Raw genomic sequence first — 21,735 nt, forward strand, 5'->3', positions numbered from 1 at the left:
CATCGAAACCTTTGTCCGGCTGAACGGAGTCGAAGCCCCTTCCAATTGACAAGCCTTCGACTCCGCTCAGGATGACACTTGGGTAATAGAGGTGTTTAGTACAATATAAAACGTCATTGGTAGCTTTTGTCGAAGGACTCAGCCTGACACCTATTTTTAATTATACCCAATAGATTATTCTTAATTCAAATCAAACCGAACACCTAACGAAACATTGTTTTCATTGACCACGTTATCTTTAAACAGCGGGTTTAAATCATATTTCAGATACAAACTTGTTTCTTTGTAACCAACATAGGCGCTTAAGCCATAAATAAATTTATTGGTATTGAAATCACCTTTTGTCTTAACAGTTGTTTTAAAATCGTCATCATCGTATTTCAGGATTTGTTTGGATTTTACATTTACTCCGGCATATCCTCCTACTCCAAAACGAAAACTTTGATGAGTTTTAAAAACCGGCTTTTCATTATAATTTTTACTTCCCGAAAAATCAAATTCCAAATGTACAGGGAGAACTAAATATACATTTCTAAAACGGGATTCTTTTAAGTCAACAGGATTCGTAACTAAATCTGTCTGATCTCCATTTACAACAAAACTTCGGTTATCTGTTGGTCGTATATTATTGTACATTAATGAAAGTCCATATTTTGCATGCAATAAATTATTATTTTTCAAAAGTCTGGAATTATACGTGAAACCCCACTCATAAAAATGAGAGCCTATAAACTTGTAATTCGAATCCTGAAGTTCTCCATCGATCATCGTATTATTCAAACCCAAAGCAAATACGAATTGAGAAGTTGTTCTCTTTTCACCATGAATAGAATCTTTATCCTTTTTTCCTCGGCTCCAATGAAAAGTAAATTTCTGTATAGAATCCTGTTCTTTAATTTTTCCGTCAACTTTTTGCTGTACCAGATCATTGAGTTCATTTTGTGCCAGGGTCACTTTTTCTTCAATAATTACTGCTCTTGCTTCTGCTAATTCTTTTTTTCGTTTATCAGCTTGCTCTTTGGTAATTTTCCCTTCCGATAATTGAATGTTAACCGCTTCGACTTCTTCTTTCAAAGTCTCTTTTTCTTCTTTTGTTATTTTTTCAATTTTGTTGGCGATCTGTTTCGCTCTTGATTCAAAAGTTTCCTGTCCCAGCACTTTGCTGACAAATAAGAAGACCAGAATAACGAGATAAATAGTAAAATTTTTCATGATTGATTTTTTTTAAAATTGATTGATTGATGATTATTTGTTATTGTTCATTATATCATTCCTGACATTGATATTGATATTGTATTTGATTATTCCTGCTGATTGCGGTTAGCTACCGCCACTTTTACGGTTTGGTAATTTTTATTGACTTTTGCAATTACTTTTTCCCTAAACGAAAGTTCTAATTCGCCATCAACCTGATTTAATAAGTCATTGGCATTGATTTTGATTTTGGATTTTGATTTTGACTTAGCCGAATTTTCTGCTATAACTGTTTTTTCGGCTGTGTTTAACAACTGATCTGCTGTTTCATTTTTAGGCGTTTCCGGAATAGAAATTTGATTATTAGTTGATTGTGTTTCTTGATTTTTTTTGATGATGACTGAAGACTCCGCTATTTGATTGTTTTCATTTTTAATAGTTTTATTTGATTTTTGAATTAATTTTTTTTCTTCTTCTTTAATTGAATTTCCTGTGTTTTTAATTGGTTCTTTTTCTGAGACTGCGATTTCTTTTTCAATTGAATCCATAGCATTCAAACTTGGTTTTACAACTGATTTTTTTTCAATATTTTCTTTAACAACGACTGTATTTTTTGGTATTTCAATTGTACTTTTCTTTTGATTAAAAAAGAAGGTCCCAACCAATAAAAATCCAACAATACTTGCTGCGATATACAGCCATTTATTTTTCTTTTTTGGTTTCTTTACTTCGGCCACACTCAACATGGCATCCAATCGGTCCCAGGCTTTATCACTTGGTTCAATTGTGCGTTGATTTAGTTTTTCACGGAAATCCTTGTCAAAATTATTCGGTTCCATTATCTTGTTTTTTTAAAATAGTAATTTGTGTTTGCAGCATTTTTCTGGCGTGCGATAATTGCGATTTCGATGTTCCTTCATTAATTCCTAACATCTTTGCAATTTCATTGTGTTTGTAACCTTCGATAGCGTATAAATTGAAAACCATCTTATAGCCATCCGGTAAAGCATCTATTAAAAACTGAATCTGATCTGTTGAAAACTGGCTATCGATTGCATTAAAACTCTCTTCGACATAAATCTCATCTTCAGTAAACTTTACTTTTTTCTGAACTCTTAAATACGATATACATTCGTTGACCATAATTCGGCGAATCCAGCCTTCAAAACTTCCTTTATGTTCAAATTTATTTAAGTTCGTAAACACTTTCATAAAAGCCGTAATCATTACATCTTCTGCTAATTGAATGTCTTTTATATATTGTCGGCATACACTTAACATTTTTGAAGAAAACCGGCTATAAACCTGCTGTTGTGCTTGTCGATTATTTTCGACAGCCAACTTTATGATTTTAGTTTCTTCTTGATGTAACTGAATAATTTTCATTAATAAGCGTTCAGGTTTTGTTTTTAAAACAGACTTCTATTAGCATAGACGAGTGAAGTTGTAAAATGGTTGCATGGAGGATAAAAATATTAAAAAATAAATTATTTAAATTCCAAATTCCAATCACAGAATCCTTATCTACAAAGGAATAAGAGCATTTTTATAGATTGAAAAAAATCTATTTTTTTTCTTTTAGTAACATACTTATTCCAAAGTTAATCTAAAGTTAATCCCGGAATTGCAAACTCTTTCATAATTTGGTATTTTTGAATAAAATGTTCATTCTGCTCTCGCAAAGAACAAGGAAGCTTAACAATAATCCCAAAAGAAACACTTCAAAAATCCGATGAAAAATATTGACATTCAAAAAGTAACTCTAAATGATATTGATCAACTACAGAAAATCGGCAGACAGACTTTTTCTGAAACTTTTTCAGGAGACAACTCTGAGGAAGACATGAAAAAATATTTAGATGAGAATTTTTCCATAGAGAAACTGACTGACGAACTTAACAATAAAAACTCTGAATTTTATTTCGCCAAGCTTGAAAATACTGTAATCGGGTATTTAAAACTGAACTTCGGTGAATCACAAACAGAATTAAAGGATAATAAAGCACTGGAAATTGAAAGGATTTATGTCCCAAAGGAATTTCACGGACAAAGTGTAGGACAAATACTTTACGAAAAAGCAATTCAGGTTGCTAAACAAAAAAATGTCGACTATGTCTGGTTAGGTGTTTGGGAAGAAAATCTGCGAGCGCTAAGCTTTTACAAGAAAAATGGTTTTACAGAATTTGATAAACACATTTTTAAATTAGGTAATGATGAGCAGACCGATATAATGATGAAGCTGCAATTGAAAGAACAATAATTCTAAACTAAAAACCCCGTTTTATTTTTTCCTTTCAATAACATAATTCACCATCAAAGTCAAAGCATCTTTATATTCAGAATCTTCGAAGTTTTGAAGTAATGAAAGCGCTTCCTGCTGAAATTCTACCATTTTGTTTTCGGCGTAAGCCAAACCATTATTATTTTTCACAAAAGCAATAACTTCTTTAACACGTTTTTTGTCTTTGTTATGATTTTTGATGGAGTTTATCAGCCATTTCTTTTCCTGTGGTGTACAAGTATTCAGAACATGAATTAATGGCAAGGTCATTTTTTGTTCTTTGATATCGATTCCGGTTGGTTTTCCGATAGCCTCTTCGCTATAATCAAATAAATCATCTTTGATTTGAAAAGCCATTCCGATAAGCTCTCCAAATTTACGCATCGTCTCTACCTGAACCTCATCTTCGATTACCGATTTTGTACCCAGGGCGCAACAAGCCGCAATAAGTGTAGCGGTTTTTTTTCGGATAATCTCATAATAAATATCTTCTGTAATATCGAGTCTTCGGGCTTTTTCTATCTGAAGTAATTCTCCTTCACTCATTTCACGCACGGCAACAGAAATAATTCGGAGTAAATCGAAATCACCGTTATCGATCGAAAGCAGCAGTCCTTTTGAAAGTAAATAATCCCCAACCAAAACGGCAATTTTATTTTTCCAAAGTGCATTAATGGAGAAAAATCCACGACGGCGATTACTGTCATCCACCACATCATCGTGTACCAAAGTTGCGGTATGAATCAACTCAATAACAGAAGCGCCACGATATGTTCGTTCGTTTACAACTCCTTCAGAAACCATTTTTGCTGTCAGAAAAACAAACATCGGGCGCATTTGTTTTCCTTTCCGGTTTACAATATAATAGGTAATACGATTTAGTAACGCAACCTTTGAGGTCATTGATTCATGGAACTTTTTTTCAAAAAGTTCCATCTCGTTAAAAATGGGCTGTTTTATTTGAGAAGTAATATTCATTTCGTTTTCAAATATACTATTTTAAATAAAAAAACGTTGTACATTTAAGGTTAGTATATGAACATTTTATACATTAATCTAAAAAACACACCAAAAATACCTCTATTTAATATCTAATTTGAATTCTAAAGTAAAACCCTAAAATTATTTATTATGAAAACAAAATTTTTATTAATTGCAACATTCATCACTTTATCATTTTTTATCAGTTGTAATTCTGATGATAAAACAAATGACGAGACAGCCAAAACAATCTCTAATGACGAAATTATCACCAACTCTAAAATCGATGCCTCAATAGAAGATGTAACGAATATTGCAGAAGATCAATTTACCGCACAACAAAACAGTACTAATAAACCTGGTGGAACCATAAAAAACTTTTTGCCAAGTTGTGCAGTTATTACAACCATACTGACTAATAACACCTGGACAACAACAGTTGATTTTGGTGTTGAAGGCTGTACGCTTGAAAATGGTAATTCAGTAAAAGGAAAAATGATTATTACATTCTCTAATGATTTTACAGCACCTACACAAACAATCAGTTATACTTTTGAAGGATTTTATCACAATGGTAAAAAACTTCAGGGCAGTAAAAGTATCGTCAGAACTAGAAAATCAACAGCTTTACTTTTAGCACAACATCCTGTTGCGACAGCGGCAATTGATATGACAATTACTTTTGATGACGGAAGTGTTTATACCAGAAAAGGTTCATTGACTAAAGAAACGATTGCAGGTTACGATACCTGGTTTAATTGGGAAGACAATGTTTTTGTTGTAACCGGAAGCGGATCAACAACTTTCCCGAATGGCGATACTTTTTCAGCAGAAATCACTACTCCGCTTGAATTTAAGGCCTCCTGCAAAACATCAATTGCTGTAAAAGGAATTCTATCTATTACCAAAAATGGGGCTACCGCTGTTATCGACTACGGAAATGGCGATTGCAACACTCTTGTAACGGTTACTAAAAATGGCGTTACAGAAGAAATTGATTTAAAAAAATAGACCCTTTTTTGCCCAAAAAAAAGCATTAAAAACAAGTTCAATTCTTGCTTTTAATGCTTTTTTATTTCGTTGAATATAAAAAATTATCCTTCTTTATTGGCTAATTGTCCACAAGCGGCATCGATATCTTTTCCGCGGCTGCGGCGAACTTTTACCACTACTCCAATATTCTCCAGTGCTTTTATGTAAGCCAGAATAGATTCTTCCGAAGCTTGCTGAAACTCTCCGTCATCAATTGGGTTATATTCAATTAAATTGACTTTACACGGCACATATTTACAAAATTTAACCAAAGCATCAATAGAAGCTTTATCATCGTTGATTCCTTTCCAGACTACATATTCGTAGGAGATTTTGTTTTTGGTTTTTCTGTACCAATATTCTAAAGCTTCACGTAAATCCGCTAATGGAAAATTTTTACTAAAAGGCATAATTTTAGCGCGAATTTCATCAATGGCTGAATGCAAAGAAACCGCCAATTTGAATTTCACATCATCATCGGCCATTTTTTTAATCATTTTCGGAATTCCGGATGTCGATACTATAATACGTTTTGGAGACATTCCTAAACCTTCAGGAGATGTAATCATATCGATTGCTTTAATGACGTTGTTATAATTCATTAAAGGCTCCCCCATTCCCATAAAAACAATATTCGAAAGTGGATGATTGTGATATAAACGGCTTTCTTTATCTATTGCAAGAACCTGATCGTAGATTTCGCCCGGTTCCAGGTTTCGCATTCTTTTTAATCGTGCCGTTGCACAAAAATTACAATCTAAGCTACACCCCACCTGACTGGAAACACAAGCTGTTGTCCGGGTTTCGGTTGGAATCAAAACAGATTCTACCACCAATCCATCATGAAGAAGAACTGCATTTTTCACGGTTCCGTCACTACTGCGCTGCATGGTATCAACCTTAATGTGGTTAATCACGAAATTATTCTCCAGCATCGCTCTTGTAGGTTTCGCTACATTGGTCATGTCGTCAAAACTGTGTGCTCCTTTACTCCACAACCATTCATAGACCTGATTTCCACGAAAAGCTTTGTCATTATTTGCGACAAAAAAATCCCGCAACTGATCTTTTGATAAGGCTCGTATGTCTTTTTTCTCGATTTGCATGCTGCAAAGTTACTAAGTATTTATGGAAACCTTTTCATTCTGAAAAAAGTTTACTTCAATCTTTTAAATTTATAAAACTTGGCACGAGAATTGTCTTACTGTCGATAGAAAAATAATCTTACAAAGAGCTCAATCATTTTAAAATTTGTATTTTTATTTTTTCAGCTTTATCCCTTTATATTTTATCAACTTTAAAAAATTAATTAATCATGAAAAAACAAATTTTAAGTTTAGCTGTTGTTGCTTTATTAGCATTCTCTGTTCAATCTTGCGGAGACAAAAAAGAAACCAAACCTGAAGATGAATTAACTCTTGGAAACAAGGTAGATTCATTGACAACGGATATTGAAGAAGTAAAAGATACTGCTGTGGTAAAAGCCAAAGCAGCTACTGAAGAAGTAAAAGAAAAAACCAAAGAAACGGTACAAGAAGTAAAAGACGCAACTAAAAAAGGGGCTGAAAAAGTAGAAGCAGCTGCAAAAGCAGCCAAAGACGGAACTGTGAAAACAGCCAAAGATGTTAATGAAGCTTTGAAAAAATAATTTCTTTCAGAATTCAAAATTGGAACCATTCGCTACAACGAATGGTTTTTTTATGCAAAAAAGTTAGCCGATATTTTTTGTATTTTTGTTCTTCAAATTTAGAAGATCATCACATGCATTTTATATCACAGGAACTAGAAGATTATATCGAACAACATTCTGAAAATGAACCGGAATTATTAGCGAAATTAAACAAGGAAACCTATCAAAAAATACTTTTGCCAAGAATGTTAAGCGGGCATTTTCAGGGTCGGGTTTTAAGTATGTTATCAAAACTGATCCGTCCGGTAAATATTCTTGAAATCGGAACTTATACAGGTTATGCCGCTTTGTGCCTGTGTGAAGGAATGCAGGAAAACGGGGAGCTTCACACCATTGATATTAAAGAAGAATTGATAGATTTTCAGCGAAAATATTTTGATGCATCTCCTTGGGGCAAACAGATTTTTCAGCATTTAGGCGAAGCAGTAAATATTATCCCAGATCTGGATATCAAATTTGATTTGGTTTTTATTGATGCCGATAAAGAAAATTACCTGAATTATTGGGAAATGATTGTTCCAAAAATGAATAAAGGCGGCATTATTTTATCTGATAATGTTTTGTGGAGCGGAAAAATCCTGGAACCTGTACACCCGAATGATGTTAGTACAAAAGTGCTTGTAGAATATAATTTACTTTTGAAAAATGACCCGAGGGTTGAAACAGTTTTATTACCCATTCGTGATGGATTGACTGTGAGTCGGGTGCTTTAATATACCTATTTTTGTCATTTCGAGGAACGAGAAATCACATCCAATATTCGACAACAATGCGTTCTCAGCTTGTGTGCTTCACTAGTGTGATTTCTCCTTCGTCGAAAAACAAATATGACGCTTATTTTTTTTCTTCCAGTTAAAGCAGGAGGCAATTCAAAATATTAAATAATGAAAAACGAAATTACTTCTGAAGGTTTTACAATTTTAAATAATGTTTACACTGAAAATGAACTTGAAAAACTGATTTCTTTGATTGAAAAAAAGACAGAAAGCAACACAGAAAATGCAACTTTTAGAAAATCTCAGGATTTATTTGCTATCAGACAATTTCATAAAGAAATTCCGGAGACTCTGGATTTTATTTTTAATCAAAACTTAAAAGATATTATCGAAAATACTTTTGGAAAAGGATATTTCATAACTAAATCAATTTATTTTGACAAACCGGAAAAATCGAATTGGTTTGTTGCTTATCATCAGGATTTGACTATTTCTGTGAATAAAAAAATTGAAATCGAAAATTTTGAAAACTGGACTGTAAAACAAAATCAATTTGCTGTTCAGCCTCCTACAGCAATTCTGGAAAAGAATTTCACTATTAGAATTCATATTGATAAAACCACCAAAGACAATGGCGCCTTGAAAGTCATTAATAATTCGCATTCGAAAGGAATTTTCAGAGTTGAAAATCTGGAAATTGAAAATGAAACCATTTGTGAAGTTGAGAAAGGCGGCATAATGATTATGAAACCTTTGCTTTTTCATGCTTCAAATAAGACAACAAATAACGAAAGAAGGCGCGTTATTCATATAGAATTTAGCAATCAACAACTCCCGGACGGATTAGACTGGAGCGAGAAAGATTTTATTCGAAATTAAATTGTCTTATGAAAATTGGTACCATAGCCCAGATGGAAACGGCATCCTTTTGTTTTTTTCTTTAAAAAATAAAAGATACAGTGAACAGCTGGATTAGCTCCTTATTTCAATTCTGCTTGCAAAATTATTATCCCGGAAAATATCTTGGTTTTAATTTTCGATACACTAAATAAAGCAGTGAACCAAAAACTGCTCCGAAGAAATAACCTGTAAGAATGTCTCCCGGATAGTGCAATCCCAGGTAAATTCGGCTATAAGCGAAGATTAACGGCCATAAAAACAGAAATCCTAAATATTTAAAATGACGTCTTAGAACCAGATATAAAAAGGTTGATACAGCCATTGTATTGGCAGCGTGACCTGAGAAAAAACTATACGATGATCTCACCTGAACGATTCGGATAAACGATTTGATATCCGGATTGTTACATGGACGCAAGCGCTCGAAAGTATTTTTAACCAGATTGGTGGCCTGATCTGTAAATGCGACTAAAACTGCTATAAAAAGCATCAAATACAAGGTTTGTTTAATTCCGATTTTTTTATAGATTATATAAAAAAGGAATAAAAAAAACGGTGTCCAATACAGCTGCTTAGTGATAATCAGCCAAAGGTTATCATATGTTTCAGAACCTAAACTATTAAGATATACAAAAAGACTGATATCTAATTCTTTTATTTTTTCGAGCATTATCCTTGGCGTTTTACAGGTCCTGAAATTGAATCAATATCTTCTTTTACTTTATCGATTTCCGTAGCTGTATTGCCCAGCAAAGTCTTTGTATCTCCCAATAAATTTGTTTTTGCATTATTGATTTCGGTATTGATATTTCCTGTAATATCGGTTAAGGATTTAGTATCAAAACCATTTGCTTCTGCTCCTTTTTGAATTTCACTTTTAATATCGTTAGTAGCGTTTTTTAATTGTGCCATGGCTTTTCCCATTGTACGCGCAATTTCCGGCACTTTATCTGAACCAAAAAGCATTAGTACTATAAACAGTATGAAAACTAATTCTCCTCCTCCTATACCGAACATATCTTTTTATTTTTATTGCCACAAAGATATTAAATTTTGTAGCTGAGAGCTTTAAAATTTACTTAAAAAAAAGGCTCTTTTCAGAGCCCTTTTCGTTTTTTTGCTAATCAAATTTTGATTTCTCTTCTGTTTTTGGCCAGGAGTTATTGGTTACATCAATATCTGCAGTCATTAATTTTGGATCTATCTGAATACTTTTGATTGCTTTTTCTGTTGCATAAACTTTCTTAGCTGTCTCATTATTTTTTCTCCAGATTTGAGCCGGATACTGGAAATTTTGTTTCGAACCATCTTCGTAAGTAATCTCAACAAGGATTGGCATAATCATTCCGCCAGGCTTATTAAACTCAACTTCGTAGAAATATTTAGGTGATTTTAAACTTGCTTTTTCTTCGGCTGTAAAAGTTTCGTTTACATAATCAGCCAATGGTTTGAAGTCTTGTACTTTCAATGCTTTTTTACTTGAAGCATTTACCTCAGTATTGTCTCCGGCAACTAAATAAACGAACGGTCCTTTCTCGAAACCAAAACGTCCTTTTTTCACTTTTACGTCTTTAAGATCCGCAGTTGGCGTTTCAGAAACGTAATATTGTTTTACTTCTTTGATTCCGATATCTACAAAATCAGTTGAATAAAACCATCCTCTGAAAAACCAGTCTAAATCAACAGCAGAAGCATCTTCCATTGTCCTGAAGAAATCTTCAGGGGTTGGATGTTTAAACTTCCATCTGTTAGCATATGTTTTAAATGCATAATCAAACAATTCTCTTCCCATTACTACTTCTCTCAAAATATTAAGTCCTGTAGCCGGTTTTCCGTAAGCGTTATTTCCAAATTGCTGAATTGTCTCAGAATTAGACATAATTGGCTCCAAAAACTTTTGGTCTCCGCTCATATAAGGAACAATATTTTTTGCAGGACCGCGTCTTGAAGGGAAAGTTGGATCTAATTCCTGCTCTGCCAAATATTCTAAAAATGAATTCAAACCTTCATCCATCCAGGTCCATTGACGCTCATCTGAGTTTACAATCATTGGAAAAAAATTGTGCCCAACTTCATGAACTACAACACCAATCATTCCGTTTTTAACTTCTTTGCTTGTGACTCCGCTTTCATCAGGACGTCCAAAATTCCAGCAAATCATCGGATATTCCATCCCCTGATCTTCTGCTGAAACTGAAACTGCTTTTGGATAAGGATAATCAAAAGTATGGGAGGAATAGCTTTTTAAGGTATGGGCTATAGTCATCGTTGACGTTTCTCCCCAAAGCGGATTTGCTTCTTTTGGATAAACCGATTCTGCCATAACAATTTTATCTCCTATTTTTACGGCCATTGCATCATAAATAAATTTTCTTGACGAGGCAATTCCGAAATCACGTACGTTTTTCGCACTGAATTTCCATGTTTTTTTCTTTTCAGAAAAACCTTTTTCGGTAACTTCAGCCTCAGCCTGCGTCACAATTACAACTGGTTTATCAAATGATTTTTGAGCCTGTTCGTATCGTTTTACCTGTTCAGGAGTAAAAACTTCACTTCTGTTCATCAATTCTCCTGTTGCATCAATTACGTGATCTGCAGGAACTGTAATATTTACGTCAAAATTTCCAAAAGGCAAAGCAAACTCTCCGCTTCCCCAGAATTGCATATTCTGCCAGCCTTCAACATCGTTGTAAACCGCCATTCTCGGGTAGAACTGAGCAATTACATATAATTTATTTCCGTCTTTTTCGAACAATTCATAACCTGAACGTCCTCCTTCTTTTCTATAATTATTGATGTTGTACCACCATTTGATAGCCAATGAAATTTTTTCACCCGGTTTTAGAGGCTTATCTAAATTGATACGCATCATGGTTTCATTGATGGTGTATGACATTGGGTTTCCTTTAGCGTCTTTTACATATTCGATGTTAAAACCACGCTCTAAATTTTTTTTCAAATATTTATTAGAAAAACCTTCCAATGGTAAGACCTGATTAATTTTTTCTCCTTCCGCCAAAGATGTTTGTGTATTTGCCTTTGCCTGATTTTGATCTAACTGAATCCATAAGTACTCTAAACTATCAGGTGAATTGTTAGAATAGGTAATCGTTTCTGAGCCACTCAATTTTGAGTTTTTATCATCCAGCTCAATATCAATTTTATAATCAGCCTGCTGTTGGTAATATGCAGGGCCCGGGGCTCCTGATGCTGTACGAAACATATTTGGTGTTGCCATCAAATCATACATCTGGCTAAACTTATTGGTATCGTACTTACCTTGTTGTTTTGGAGCAGCAGCAGCATTTTTTTCCTGAGCCATCAGCATCGCGGGAAAAAGCAATAGCAATGAAAGTTTTTTCATAAATATTTTTGGAGTTTTTTGAGGCTGTGAAAATAGTAATAATAAACAATAATATTACCTGTTCATTAATACTTTAACACTTCTTTCCTTGAAGATTCCGTAAAGAGAACACTCTTTTTTGTACCAAATGCTGAAATATGTGTAATGTTTTGCTGTTCAGCATTCCAATCTGTTAAAACTGTATTTGTAATCTCGAGTGTTTTAATTTTTTCGACAGCTGTAATTCTCGAATAACAAACTAAAACATCATTTGATTCGATTTCCTTCAATAAAAAAGTAATGACTTTTGGCTGACCGTTTACTTTTATTGTGAAATTTTCAGAAAGATATTTTTTCAATAAATCAACATCTTCCTGTGTTTCCTTTTCAGTTCCAATGAAGGTTTTTTTATGGTATTTCTTCTCTATTCCGCTATTTAAGTCATCGATAAATATTCTCGATGTAATTTGGATCATTTTTTTTTCGGCAGCATAATTAACCTGAAAAACACCCATATAAAATTTATGAAAAGTAAAGGCAGACAGCGAAAAAAATAACATCCCTATCAAACAATAAATTACTTTATTTTTCATTTTTGAATCACTGTAGCTTTTTTGAATTCTTTATTCTTATTGATCATAAAATCCATCAATTGAAATTTCTCATCCGGTTCTAAATATCTTTTAGATTCAGGATCATTTGAGCAATACATTAAAAAAAGCTCTATTTCGTCCGGTTTTAAATCCAGGGTTTTACTGTAAAAATCAGGTGTAAAATTATCTTTAGCATATTCTGCAAATGCAATATCAGAAATCACATTTTCCTGTACATCTTCTTTTTTACTAAGAAGCTTCTTTATATCTTTAAAAATACGGACAAAATCGGTTCCGTATTTAATGGTTTGATCAGAATACATCGCAGTATTTTTTGCAGTTGATAGTTTATCGTCTTCAAATTGCATATCTACATATTTCTGAGAACCTCCGTCAAGTGATTTAACTTTTAATTCCTTATGAACAATAACCTCTTTCAGCTGATTATTCACCAAATCTAAGCTCGCCTTAAAAAGCACCTCAGCACAGTCTTTCTCCGTCAAAACAATTTTTTTAGACTGAAACGCCAAACCAGAAAATAAAAGTGTGTCTTTTGGCCTTGCCATAATATCAAACAAGCCTCCAGTACCAATAAAAGTTCTGACATTTGCATTAATATTCATCACATAACCACTTTCTATAGCAAGAAAATCATTTATAACCTGCCCATGCAGCGATTTTCTCGAATTGTTTTGTCCTAAAACAATTTGGCAAAACAGACATACAACCAATATTCCTAATTTATCTCTCATGCTCTATAATTGTTAGATATTCTTGCGCTAAACCCGTTATTAAAAACATACTCATTGTTTTGTTCTTTGTATTCAAAGATACAGCAAATTCAGGATTATCTACGCAGTAAAGCTGAAATCCTTTAATATCTTCCAACGGAATTTTAAGTCGTTCAGTATAATATGCCTCATCAAAAAGGTATTCCATTTTTCTGAAAAGCATTTCCTTTTTTTCAACTTTTGCCTCTTTTTTCAGCATAGCTGTTCTCCCCGAAATTCCATTTAGCAGCTTATCTACTGAAGTTGAAGTTGCAGTATAGATTTTTCTTTCAGCAGGAGTATATTTTTTTTGACCTTGTGGAATAATCCCAAGATTTTCTGCTGTGATATTGGCATTTTCATTAACAATCACTTCCTTCAGTTCAATCTCCTTAACTTTCATTTTTATCCGAAGTAAATTGGAAGTTAAATCTTCCGCCGTAATTCGATACCGAAGAGGTTCTAAATTAACTGCCGAAAAAACCAAAACATCCCCTTCTTTAACTTTCATCGAAAACATTCCGTCTACATCAGAAACAGTTGTAACCTGAGTTGTATTATTGATAATATTTACTTTTTCTACAGAAGATGACTCCTCAGATACCTGCCCGAGAATTTCTTTGGTATTAGCATTTTGTCCAAAAGAAATTTGAAAAATGAATAAAAGTAAAACGAGAAAAGTATTATTTATTTTCAAGGGCAAGTATTTCTTTGTATTTAACTGCTAATTCCCCTAACAGGAATTCTGTAGAAGTTTTATTCTTAGAGTTTAAAATCACTGTAAACTTATCGTTCTCAACCGCATAATATTTGAATCCCTTTACATATTCAAGAGGAATTTTTAACCTGTCTACAAAATGATCTATTGTAAACATACTTTCTAAAAGTCTCATAAAAGTCTCTTTTTTCTCTACCGCAAGTTCCTTTTTCAACATTGCTGTTCTCCCGGATAAAAAATTTAGCAAAGGATCTACAGAAACAGACCCTCCAGCCATTGATCCGGCACTAGCGGTTGCATTTAATCCTGTAGCCGTCTGAAGCCTTCTTTCAGCCTGCGTATAGCTTTTCTGTCCACCCGGAATTATCCCTAATGCAACAGAATTAATATTATCATATCTTTTTATAATTACTTCCTGAAGCTGATGAATTACAGAGTTTAATTTTACAGTAAAGTTCAAGTCCGAAAAATTTTCTTCTGTAAGAACAATTCTGCTTTCTTTAAATTGTATCGATGAAAAAACAAGTGTATCTCCCACTTTAGCATCAATAGAAAAATCTCCTGAAGCATTGGTTACTACCATAACTTCTGTACGTGTATTTACTACATACACTCCTTCGACATCCCCGGCATTTGCAATTATTTTCCCATTGAAAGTATTCTGCCCCAAAACAATTTGAGACAATCCTAAAAACAAAACGATTATAATTTTATTTGTCAAAATACTGAAGAATTAGATTTTTCTTAAGTTGTAAAAATATCTTAATCTCTTCAAAATTTAGTATTAATGACATGGTAAAAATATGTTAATTAAAGTCTTAATCTTTAGCATAAAATAAGTCTATTTAATACCTTTAATCTAACAAAAATGAATTTAACTTTTATGAAAAAAATTATAATTGCAAGCACCTCTACTCTCCACGGGGGCAGTTATTTAGATTATTTATTACCTGTATTACAATCGCATTTTAAAGACTGCAAAAGTATTTTATTTATTCCATATGCCAGGCCAGGAGGTATTTCGCATGATGAATATACTCAAAAAGTATCTGAAGCTTTTCAAACCATAAGTATTTCCGTAAAAGGAATTCATGAATTTGAAAATGCAGAAAATGCCATAAAAAATGCAGAAGGAATTTTCACCGGCGGAGGGAATACTTTTTTATTAGTGACTCAATTGTACAGAAACAACATTATGCAGGTTCTTTCTGAAACGGTAAAAAACGGAACTCCATATTTAGGTACCAGCGCCGGAAGTAACATTTGCGGACTTTCGATGCAAACCACAAATGACATGCCTATTATCTATCCACCCAGTTTTCAAACTTTAGGATTAATTCCGTTTAACCTGAATCCGCATTATTTAGATCCTGAATTACAATCGAAACATATGGGAGAAACACGCGAAACAAGAATAAAAGAATTTCATGCTTTTAATAACACCCCGGTTTTAGGATTAAGAGAAGGCAGCTGGCTTGAAGTAAAAGGAGATAAAATTACTTTAAAAGGAAATTTATCTGCCCGTTTGTTTCAACAGAATCAATCTCCGACAGAATTGGAACCCGAAAGTGATTTGAGCCATTTAAAATAAATAGTTATAAAAACAAAAAACCTCAAACAATATGTTTGAGGTTTTTGAAGAGCGAAAGACGAGGCTCGAACTCGCGACAACCAGCTTGGAAGGCTGGAGCTCTACCAACTGAGCTACTTTCGCATTAACAGGGTGCAAATATAAATAATTAAATGGTTTAAAAAAATAAAAAACAATAATTATTCAATTTAAAAAAATCTAACTCTTAAGTTTCGATTTTAGAGCGAAAGACGAGGCTCGAACTCGCGACAACCAGCTTGGAAGGCTGGAGCTCTACCAACTGAGCTACTTTCGCATTACTGGTGCAAATATAAAAAATAAGTTAAGTTCAAAACAAGCTTTTCTTGAAAAAAAATAAATTAAAAATCACTATTTCTAGTAATCTATTTAAAATTAAAATGTTATAGCTTTGTTTTTTTATTCAAACATGGTATTAATCAAAGAAATAACCGCTCTGGAGACCTATATTATACGACAACCTATACTTCGACAAGGAAAACCTCCTGAAGCTTGTGCTTTTGAAGGTGATGATTTAGAGACAACACATCATTTCGGTTTATTTGAAAACTCAAATTTAACAGGAATTATTTCATTATTTCTAAAAACCAATCCTATATTTGCAGAAAATTTACAAGCTCAAATTCGCGGTATGGCTATTTTAGAAGCGCATCAGAAAAAGGGTTTTGGGGAAGCATTAGTAAAACACTGTGAGGATTATTGTGTTTCAAACCAGTTCGATCTAATCTGGTTTAATGCAAGAGCAACAGCCATAGGCTTCTATAAAAAAATGAGGTATGAAATCAATGGAAATCCATTTGATATACCTGAAATTGGAGAACATTATTTAATGTATAAAAAATTATAAAATGAATAAACTTTACTTTTTTCTAATAATATGTTTTCTTATAAGTTGCAAAAAAGAAGTTCCTAAAACCAAGCTTCCTTCAAAAAAAATACCCGCTATCATAATTACTGACGAACGTACAGTAGAAATTGATACTGCCTTAATCAGCTCTTTTAAAAGCGAAACATTAAAACAATTTTATACGGCATCAGAAAATAAAACAGTTTGGGGAAATCTACAAAAAAGAAATTATATTTTATCCCAACTGGAAAAATCAGATGAATTGGGACTGAATCCAAATGACTATAAAATAAAAATCCTAAAGCAATACGAAGGCATGGTCGATAAATTAAGCGATACTGAGCTTGCAAAGTATGATCTTATGCTAACCCGTAATTTTGAAAAATACATAACACATTTATACGAAGGAAAATTAAATCCTAAATATCTGTATGGAAACTGGGCACTTGAAGATAAATCTTTTGATATTAATACCGCTTTGGTAAAAAGTTTTAATCACAATAGCTTAGACAGCCTGGTTCAAAACGTCCAATCGAAATCCCAAACTTACAAACAGTTATTAAAAGCGTTAAAACTTATCAATGAATTTCCTGATGATGATATCAAAATCATTGAAACCGCAGTAAAGAAAATAGCACTTAACGACACCAATGCAGCCTTAATTAACATCAAAAAAAGGCTTTTATACTGGAATGACATGTCCGGAAAAGACAGCCTGACAAACATCTACGATAAAAAAACATTTGAATCTGTTAAGAAGTTTCAGGCACGTCACGGATTAATTCCGGATGGCATTATCGGATTCGGAACATTCAATGCCCTGAACTATTCAAAAACCAGAAGAAAGCAACAAATTATTGCCAATCTAGAGCGCTGGAGATGGTATCCGAACGAGTTTTCAGAAAATTATTTCATTGTAAACATTCCTGATTATAGTCTAAAAGTTATAGAAAAGCAAGATACAACTGTTGTTAGGAAAGTTGTGGTAGGTACCAGTAAAAGAAAAACTCCTGTTTTAACCTCAACACTTAAAACTATAGTTTTTAATCCAACCTGGACAGTTCCGCCAACTATTTTAAAAGAAGATGTGGTACCGGCAATGAAACGCAACAGGAATTATTTGAAACATAAAAATATTACTATTTATGACACAGCAGGGCATGAAGTAGATCCTGTAAATTGGAATGAGAACAAGCCCCGCAGTTATAGATACATACAAAGTCCCGGTTACAATAATTCATTAGGATTAATAAAAATTATGTTTCCTAATAATTATAGTGTGTATTTGCACGACACTAATCATCGCAACTATTTTGAAAGAAACAATCGTTCTTTGAGTTCCGGATGTGTTCGCGTAGAAAATCCTCTGGAACTAGCCCGACATATTTTGGATGATCCTAAAAATTGGTCGAAAGATAAAATCGATACTATCATTGCCCGTAAAAAAACAACCCACATCAAAATTACCAAAAAATATAAATTATATCAGTGGTACTGGACTGCCTGGAGCGAGAATAACAAATTAATTTTCAGAAATGACATCTATAATTTAGATGACGATTTGTATTCCAAATTAAGAAATTAGCTTTTCTTCTGTAGAGAAACTACTTCTGGATGGATGATAAATATACAAACAAGATTTATCTTTTATAGCCTCGATAATATCGTTTGTCAATTCAACCGGTATAGCTGGACAACCCTGGCTTCTGCCTAATCGTTTGTGGTTTCTGATAAAAGATTCAGAAACATAATCGGCACCATGAATTACAACAGCTCTTTCGCGGGCATGATCATTAATACCTTTTTCTAAACCGTCCAAACGTAATGAAATACCATGTTTTCCCTTATAGATTTCTCCGGTAGCATAAAACCCTAAACTACTTTTATAAGAGGAGTTTAGATTTGAAAAGTCAGATGCAAATTCTTCTCCGGTGTTTCTTCCATGAGCAACAAGAGATTGAAACAGAATAGTATTTGTATTTAAATCAATTACCCAAAGACGTTTGACGTTTGATGACAAACTAAAATCAATTAAAGTCAAAATATCTTTTTGGATAAGTCCTTTTTCTTTTAACAGATAAAAACCTTTCAAAGCTTCTGAAAAAGTTCTAAGTCCTGGCAAAGCAAAATTATGTGTGTTCAAGCTGTTATAGATACTTTCAATTTTAGAATCAACAGCTAATTTTTCAACTTTTGCAATGTTTTTTACTGTTACAGTTTTAGTTTCAGTACTATTTTTAGAATCTGTGCCAAATGACAAAAACAAAAATAAAAGTGCGGGATAAATCTTATAAATCATTGAATTCGTTTAGGTTATACTTAATTCGGGGTCTGACAAATGTATAATTTATTTGGAATTACAAAAATTTATATCACTAAATTTGGTGATATTTGTTCAAACTTTAACAATTTATGACGAAAAGAGTTAAAGTAAACTAATTAAATAATTATTTTTGGTCAGATTAAACTTAACTAACAAAATAATAGCCATTTTTAATTTCAAAAAATCTAATACATTCATTTTTAAAACACTACGCCCCAAGCTACAATAAACTGATTTAAAAAAATATGAAGAAAATACTTTTATTAAGTATCTTAATAATAACTATTCAAGGTTACTCTCAAAAAAAGACGCTCCAAACGCAATTTACTGATGAAAACATTTCTATTGATGGAAAACTAAATGAAGAAGCATGGAAAAATGCAGCAACAGCTTCAGACTTTGTTATGTTTACGCCAGATAATGGAAAAGCAATTCCTGATACTCAAAAAACAGAAATTAAAGTTTTGTATAACCATGATGCCATATATATTGGCGCCATGCTATATGACAATGAACCTGATAAAATTTTAAAAGAAATTTCTCAACGAGACAATTTTGGAACTGCTGATATTTTTGGCGTTTTTATAAATGGTTTTAATGATGGTCAGCAAAATTTCGAATTTTTTGTATCAGCAGCAGATGTTCAGGGAGACTGTATCATGACCGATATCAACGGAGAAGATTATGCCTGGGATGCCATTTGGAGCAGTAAAGCTACAATTACCGGGAATGGGTGGGTTGTTGAAGTTAAAATTCCGTATGCTGCACTGCGTTTTTCAAATGAAAATAAACAAACCTGGGGAATCAATTTTTTTAGGGAAATTAAACGTGAACGTAAAAAATATACCTGGAATTTAATTGATACCAAAATAGGAACTTTTACACAGCAAAATGGAAATCTGGAAGGAATTGAAAACATTAAACCTCCTACCCGATTGTTTTTAATGCCTTACTCCTCTTATTATGTGAATGCAGGATCCGGGCAAAAAACGTACGGTACTATTAAAGGCGGAATGGATATTAAATACGGGATCAATGATGCCTTTACGCTTGATGCCATTTTAATTCCGGACTTTGGACAAACAAAATACGATGACCAAATACTGAATTTAGGTCCATTTGAACAAAAATTCAATGAAAACAGGGCCTTCTTTACTGAAGGAACAGATTTGTTTAGTAAAGGAAAAATGTTTTATTCAAGAAGAATTGGAGGAACACCATCAACAGAACCTACTTTAAACGAAGATGAAGAAATAATAGAAAGCCCTCAAACCGTAAATCTTATCAATGCTCTAAAAGTTTCAGGCAGAACCAAAAAGGGTCTTGGAATTGGGATTTTAAACGCCGTCACAGAAAAGACTTATGCCACCATACGAAATACAACAACAGGAGAAACAAGAAATGAGGTATTGGAACCATTGGCAAATTACAATGTCTTAGTTTTAGATCAACGTTTTCGCAAAAACTCATCTGTATCTTTAATTAATACCAATGTTACCCGCAATGGGCAATTTAGAGATGCGAATGTAACCGGTTTAGTCTGGGACTTAAACACCAAAGCGAATACTTATAATTTATCCGGAAATTTTAAATACAGTACGATCAACGATACTAAAGATAAAAATGGTTTTTATTCAACCCTTGGGCTAGCGGAAACAAGTGGAAATTACCGTTATAGTGTAGGCACTGATTTTGTTACTAAAGATTTCGATCCAAATGATTTGGGAATTAATTTCTATACCAATTATTACAATTTTTACGGTAATGCCAATTACAGGATTCTGAATCCAAGCAAGCATTTTAATAGTTTTAGAATAGATTATAATATGTATGCCGAGTTTAATAAAGAATCCGGGAAGGTACAGGACAATACTATCGGTATAGAATTGAATTCAACCACTAAAAAAAATAATTATTTCGGAATCGGAATTACTCTTATCCCTTTGGAATCAAACGATTATTACGAACCCAGAGCCGAAAACAGATATGTAATAATTCCAAGAAAAATAGAAAGCTGGGGAAGTATTTCAACAAATTACAACAACAAATTTGCTTTAGACCTGAATCCTTCAATTTCTATTTTAGATCAGCCGGGGAGAATGTCTTACGGAGTTGATGTCGGGCCAAGATATCGTTTTAATGACAGACTTTTAATGATCTATACATTTAGTTTTTTCAGGAGAAATAATAACAAAGGCTATATTGATACTGTAAATCCGGAAACAATTGTTTTTGCAAATCGAAATGTAATCACCTATTCAAATACCTTAAGCGGAAAATATGCCATTAATAGTACAATGACACTTAATTTGGCTGTTCGTCAATATTGGTCTTATGCCGAAAATAAAAACATTTTAGAACTTGAACCTGACGGAACTTTAACTCCTTATCCGCAATATACCGAAAATAAAAACTCCAGTTTTTATTCCTGGAATGCTGATTTATCATACTCCTGGTGGTTTGCGCCCGGAAGTCAGATTTCAGCATTATACAGAAACAATGCTTCGAATTTTGAACGCATTATCGATAAAAATTTCGGAAACAACGTCAGGAATCTGGTAAATAATGATGCCTTAAAACACATTTTTTCTATAAGCGTAAAATATTTTATTGACTATAATGGTGTCAAAAATAAGATTAGAAACAAGGTCTAGTGTGCATTTATTTTAAAAAACCAAGCCTTCTGTAATTAAATTATTATTTTTTAATGTGGTTCGGTTTATAAAGCATAATTGTAC

22 protein-coding genes and 2 tRNA genes are annotated in these 21,735 nt (G+C 33.0%); 9 read left to right on the forward strand and 15 right to left on the reverse strand.

From position 1 onward, the window contains the following. Nucleotides 1–180 precede the first annotated feature (180 nt). The 3 genes from PMI10_RS00275 to PMI10_RS00285 form a co-directional block, all read right to left on the reverse strand. A complete protein-coding gene (locus PMI10_RS00275; protein WP_007803188.1) occupies nucleotides 181–1,212 on the reverse strand; it encodes a hypothetical protein in 1,032 nt (343 codons plus the stop codon). 89 nt (nucleotides 1,213–1,301) lie between these two features. Further along, nucleotides 1,302–2,033: a hypothetical protein gene (locus PMI10_RS00280; RefSeq protein WP_007803190.1), complete on the reverse strand. Its 732-nt coding sequence runs from the start codon at nucleotides 2,031–2,033 to the stop codon at nucleotides 1,302–1,304. After that, the gene (locus PMI10_RS00285) at nucleotides 2,020–2,580 is read right to left on the reverse strand and encodes an RNA polymerase sigma factor (RefSeq protein WP_007803191.1); all 561 of its coding nucleotides are present in this window, start codon (nucleotides 2,578–2,580) and stop codon (nucleotides 2,020–2,022) included. Before PMI10_RS00285 ends, PMI10_RS00280 begins: the two co-directional genes overlap by 14 nt. 346 nt (nucleotides 2,581–2,926) lie before the next feature. On the opposite strand from PMI10_RS00285, the gene PMI10_RS00290 reads away from it, so the two are divergent. Further along, on the forward strand, nucleotides 2,927–3,454 hold the full coding sequence (locus PMI10_RS00290) for a GNAT family N-acetyltransferase (RefSeq protein ID WP_007803193.1): 528 nt from the start codon (nucleotides 2,927–2,929) through the stop codon (nucleotides 3,452–3,454). A 21-nt stretch (nucleotides 3,455–3,475) separates the two neighbouring features. On the opposite strand, the gene PMI10_RS00295 is transcribed toward PMI10_RS00290, so the two are convergent. Continuing rightward, a complete protein-coding gene (locus PMI10_RS00295; protein ID WP_007803195.1) occupies nucleotides 3,476–4,453 on the reverse strand; it encodes a polyprenyl synthetase family protein in 978 nt (325 codons plus the stop codon). A 153-nt stretch (nucleotides 4,454–4,606) separates the two neighbouring features. On the opposite strand from PMI10_RS00295, the gene PMI10_RS00300 reads away from it, so the two are divergent. Next, nucleotides 4,607–5,467 (forward strand): hypothetical protein, encoded by an 861-nt coding sequence (locus PMI10_RS00300; protein WP_007803197.1) that lies wholly within the window; start codon nucleotides 4,607–4,609, stop codon nucleotides 5,465–5,467. A gap of 83 nt (nucleotides 5,468–5,550) precedes the next feature. Here the strand turns inward: PMI10_RS00300 and rlmN are convergent, their stop codons facing one another. Continuing rightward, complete coding sequence (gene rlmN, locus PMI10_RS00305) at nucleotides 5,551–6,594, reverse strand: 23S rRNA (adenine(2503)-C(2))-methyltransferase RlmN (RefSeq protein WP_007803199.1); 1,044 nt, start codon at nucleotides 6,592–6,594, stop codon at nucleotides 5,551–5,553. Between the two features lie 209 nt (nucleotides 6,595–6,803). Between rlmN and PMI10_RS00310 the strand changes: the two genes are divergently transcribed. The 3 genes from PMI10_RS00310 to PMI10_RS00320 all read left to right on the forward strand — a co-directional run bounded on the left by PMI10_RS00310 (nucleotide 6,804) and on the right by PMI10_RS00320 (nucleotide 8,773). Further along, nucleotides 6,804–7,136, forward strand: coding sequence for a hypothetical protein (locus PMI10_RS00310; RefSeq protein ID WP_007803200.1), 333 nt, complete (start codon nucleotides 6,804–6,806; stop codon nucleotides 7,134–7,136). Between the two features lie 113 nt (nucleotides 7,137–7,249). After that, complete coding sequence (locus PMI10_RS00315; RefSeq protein WP_007803202.1) at nucleotides 7,250–7,891, forward strand: O-methyltransferase; 642 nt, start codon at nucleotides 7,250–7,252, stop codon at nucleotides 7,889–7,891. 171 nt (nucleotides 7,892–8,062) lie between these two features. Further along, nucleotides 8,063–8,773, forward strand: a complete 711-nt coding sequence (locus tag PMI10_RS00320; protein WP_007803204.1) for a phytanoyl-CoA dioxygenase family protein — start codon at nucleotides 8,063–8,065, stop codon at nucleotides 8,771–8,773. Nucleotides 8,774–8,900: 127 nt separating this feature from the next. On the opposite strand, the gene PMI10_RS00325 is transcribed toward PMI10_RS00320, so the two are convergent. From PMI10_RS00325 to PMI10_RS00355, 7 genes are all read right to left on the reverse strand, one after another. Beyond that, nucleotides 8,901–9,464, reverse strand: coding sequence for a phosphatase PAP2 family protein (locus PMI10_RS00325; RefSeq protein ID WP_007803206.1), 564 nt, complete (start codon nucleotides 9,462–9,464; stop codon nucleotides 8,901–8,903). Beyond that, nucleotides 9,464–9,811: a Sec-independent protein translocase subunit TatA/TatB gene (locus PMI10_RS00330; RefSeq protein ID WP_007803208.1), complete on the reverse strand. Its 348-nt coding sequence runs from the start codon at nucleotides 9,809–9,811 to the stop codon at nucleotides 9,464–9,466. Before PMI10_RS00330 ends, PMI10_RS00325 begins: the two co-directional genes overlap by 1 nt. 103 nt (nucleotides 9,812–9,914) lie before the next feature. Next, on the reverse strand, nucleotides 9,915–12,158 hold the full coding sequence (locus PMI10_RS00335; protein WP_007803210.1) for a M1 family metallopeptidase: 2,244 nt from the start codon (nucleotides 12,156–12,158) through the stop codon (nucleotides 9,915–9,917). 65 nt (nucleotides 12,159–12,223) lie between these two features. Beyond that, the gene (locus PMI10_RS00340) at nucleotides 12,224–12,730 is read right to left on the reverse strand and encodes a DUF6702 family protein (protein WP_007803212.1); all 507 of its coding nucleotides are present in this window, start codon (nucleotides 12,728–12,730) and stop codon (nucleotides 12,224–12,226) included. Continuing rightward, nucleotides 12,727–13,482, reverse strand: a complete 756-nt coding sequence (locus PMI10_RS00345) for a hypothetical protein (RefSeq protein ID WP_007803214.1) — start codon at nucleotides 13,480–13,482, stop codon at nucleotides 12,727–12,729. Before PMI10_RS00345 ends, PMI10_RS00340 begins: the two co-directional genes overlap by 4 nt. Next, nucleotides 13,472–14,197, reverse strand: coding sequence for a carboxypeptidase-like regulatory domain-containing protein (locus PMI10_RS00350; protein WP_035631171.1), 726 nt, complete (start codon nucleotides 14,195–14,197; stop codon nucleotides 13,472–13,474). The genes PMI10_RS00345 and PMI10_RS00350 overlap by 11 nt, the downstream gene beginning before the upstream one ends. Continuing rightward, nucleotides 14,184–14,939, reverse strand: a complete 756-nt coding sequence (locus PMI10_RS00355; protein ID WP_007803219.1) for a hypothetical protein — start codon at nucleotides 14,937–14,939, stop codon at nucleotides 14,184–14,186. The genes PMI10_RS00350 and PMI10_RS00355 overlap by 14 nt, the downstream gene beginning before the upstream one ends. Nucleotides 14,940–15,101: 162 nt before the next feature. Between PMI10_RS00355 and pepE the strand changes: the two genes are divergently transcribed. Next, a complete protein-coding gene (pepE, locus tag PMI10_RS00360) occupies nucleotides 15,102–15,809 on the forward strand; it encodes a dipeptidase PepE (RefSeq protein WP_050992409.1) in 708 nt (235 codons plus the stop codon). Between the two features lie 50 nt (nucleotides 15,810–15,859). Here the strand turns inward: pepE and PMI10_RS00365 are convergent. Both PMI10_RS00365 and PMI10_RS00370 read right to left on the reverse strand, forming a co-directional pair. Then, nucleotides 15,860–15,932: transfer RNA gene (locus PMI10_RS00365), tRNA-Gly, on the reverse strand. A gap of 99 nt (nucleotides 15,933–16,031) precedes the next feature. After that, nucleotides 16,032–16,104: transfer RNA gene (locus PMI10_RS00370), tRNA-Gly, on the reverse strand. 132 nt (nucleotides 16,105–16,236) lie between these two features. Between PMI10_RS00370 and PMI10_RS00375 the strand changes: the two genes are divergently transcribed. Both PMI10_RS00375 and PMI10_RS00380 read left to right on the forward strand, forming a co-directional pair. Continuing rightward, a complete protein-coding gene (locus PMI10_RS00375) occupies nucleotides 16,237–16,674 on the forward strand; it encodes a GNAT family N-acetyltransferase (protein WP_035631172.1) in 438 nt (145 codons plus the stop codon). A gap of 1 nt (nucleotide 16,675) precedes the next feature. Continuing rightward, nucleotides 16,676–18,259 (forward strand): L,D-transpeptidase family protein, encoded by a 1,584-nt coding sequence (locus PMI10_RS00380; protein ID WP_007803226.1) that lies wholly within the window; start codon nucleotides 16,676–16,678, stop codon nucleotides 18,257–18,259. On the opposite strand, the gene PMI10_RS00385 is transcribed toward PMI10_RS00380, so the two are convergent. Then, complete coding sequence (locus PMI10_RS00385) at nucleotides 18,248–18,973, reverse strand: murein L,D-transpeptidase catalytic domain family protein (RefSeq protein WP_007803228.1); 726 nt, start codon at nucleotides 18,971–18,973, stop codon at nucleotides 18,248–18,250. The genes PMI10_RS00380 and PMI10_RS00385 overlap by 12 nt on opposite strands. A 269-nt stretch (nucleotides 18,974–19,242) precedes the next feature. On the opposite strand from PMI10_RS00385, the gene PMI10_RS00390 reads away from it, so the two are divergent. Further along, nucleotides 19,243–21,651 (forward strand): DUF5916 domain-containing protein, encoded by a 2,409-nt coding sequence (locus PMI10_RS00390; RefSeq protein ID WP_007803230.1) that lies wholly within the window; start codon nucleotides 19,243–19,245, stop codon nucleotides 21,649–21,651. Nucleotides 21,652–21,735 lie beyond the last annotated feature (84 nt).

This window comes from Flavobacterium sp. CF136 (assembly GCF_000282055.1).
GTDB lineage: Bacteria > Bacteroidota > Bacteroidia > Flavobacteriales > Flavobacteriaceae > Flavobacterium.

Excerpts from the sequence above, each read along its gene's own strand:
- PMI10_RS00290 (WP_007803193.1), top strand. The coding sequence starts at position 2,927 with ATGAAAAATATTGACATTCAAAAAGTAACTCTAAATGATATTGATCAA.
- PMI10_RS00385 (WP_007803228.1), bottom strand. The coding sequence starts at position 18,973 with ATGATTTATAAGATTTATCCCGCACTTTTATTTTTGTTTTTGTCATTT.
- pepE (WP_050992409.1), top strand. The coding sequence starts at position 15,102 with ATGAAAAAAATTATAATTGCAAGCACCTCTACTCTCCACGGGGGCAGT.
- PMI10_RS00320 (WP_007803204.1), top strand. The coding sequence starts at position 8,063 with ATGAAAAACGAAATTACTTCTGAAGGTTTTACAATTTTAAATAATGTT.
- rlmN (WP_007803199.1), bottom strand. The coding sequence starts at position 6,594 with ATGCAAATCGAGAAAAAAGACATACGAGCCTTATCAAAAGATCAGTTG.
- PMI10_RS00390 (WP_007803230.1), top strand. The coding sequence starts at position 19,243 with ATGAAGAAAATACTTTTATTAAGTATCTTAATAATAACTATTCAAGGT.
- PMI10_RS00310 (WP_007803200.1), top strand. The coding sequence starts at position 6,804 with ATGAAAAAACAAATTTTAAGTTTAGCTGTTGTTGCTTTATTAGCATTC.
- PMI10_RS00295 (WP_007803195.1), bottom strand. The coding sequence starts at position 4,453 with ATGAATATTACTTCTCAAATAAAACAGCCCATTTTTAACGAGATGGAA.
- PMI10_RS00300 (WP_007803197.1), top strand. The coding sequence starts at position 4,607 with ATGAAAACAAAATTTTTATTAATTGCAACATTCATCACTTTATCATTT.
- PMI10_RS00335 (WP_007803210.1), bottom strand. The coding sequence starts at position 12,158 with ATGAAAAAACTTTCATTGCTATTGCTTTTTCCCGCGATGCTGATGGCT.
- PMI10_RS00330 (WP_007803208.1), bottom strand. The coding sequence starts at position 9,811 with ATGTTCGGTATAGGAGGAGGAGAATTAGTTTTCATACTGTTTATAGTA.
- PMI10_RS00315 (WP_007803202.1), top strand. The coding sequence starts at position 7,250 with ATGCATTTTATATCACAGGAACTAGAAGATTATATCGAACAACATTCT.
- PMI10_RS00325 (WP_007803206.1), bottom strand. The coding sequence starts at position 9,464 with ATGCTCGAAAAAATAAAAGAATTAGATATCAGTCTTTTTGTATATCTT.
- PMI10_RS00345 (WP_007803214.1), bottom strand. The coding sequence starts at position 13,482 with ATGAGAGATAAATTAGGAATATTGGTTGTATGTCTGTTTTGCCAAATT.
- PMI10_RS00340 (WP_007803212.1), bottom strand. The coding sequence starts at position 12,730 with ATGAAAAATAAAGTAATTTATTGTTTGATAGGGATGTTATTTTTTTCG.
- PMI10_RS00280 (WP_007803190.1), bottom strand. The coding sequence starts at position 2,033 with ATGGAACCGAATAATTTTGACAAGGATTTCCGTGAAAAACTAAATCAA.
- PMI10_RS00285 (WP_007803191.1), bottom strand. The coding sequence starts at position 2,580 with ATGAAAATTATTCAGTTACATCAAGAAGAAACTAAAATCATAAAGTTG.
- PMI10_RS00380 (WP_007803226.1), top strand. The coding sequence starts at position 16,676 with ATGAATAAACTTTACTTTTTTCTAATAATATGTTTTCTTATAAGTTGC.
- PMI10_RS00275 (WP_007803188.1), bottom strand. The coding sequence starts at position 1,212 with ATGAAAAATTTTACTATTTATCTCGTTATTCTGGTCTTCTTATTTGTC.
- PMI10_RS00375 (WP_035631172.1), top strand. The coding sequence starts at position 16,237 with ATGGTATTAATCAAAGAAATAACCGCTCTGGAGACCTATATTATACGA.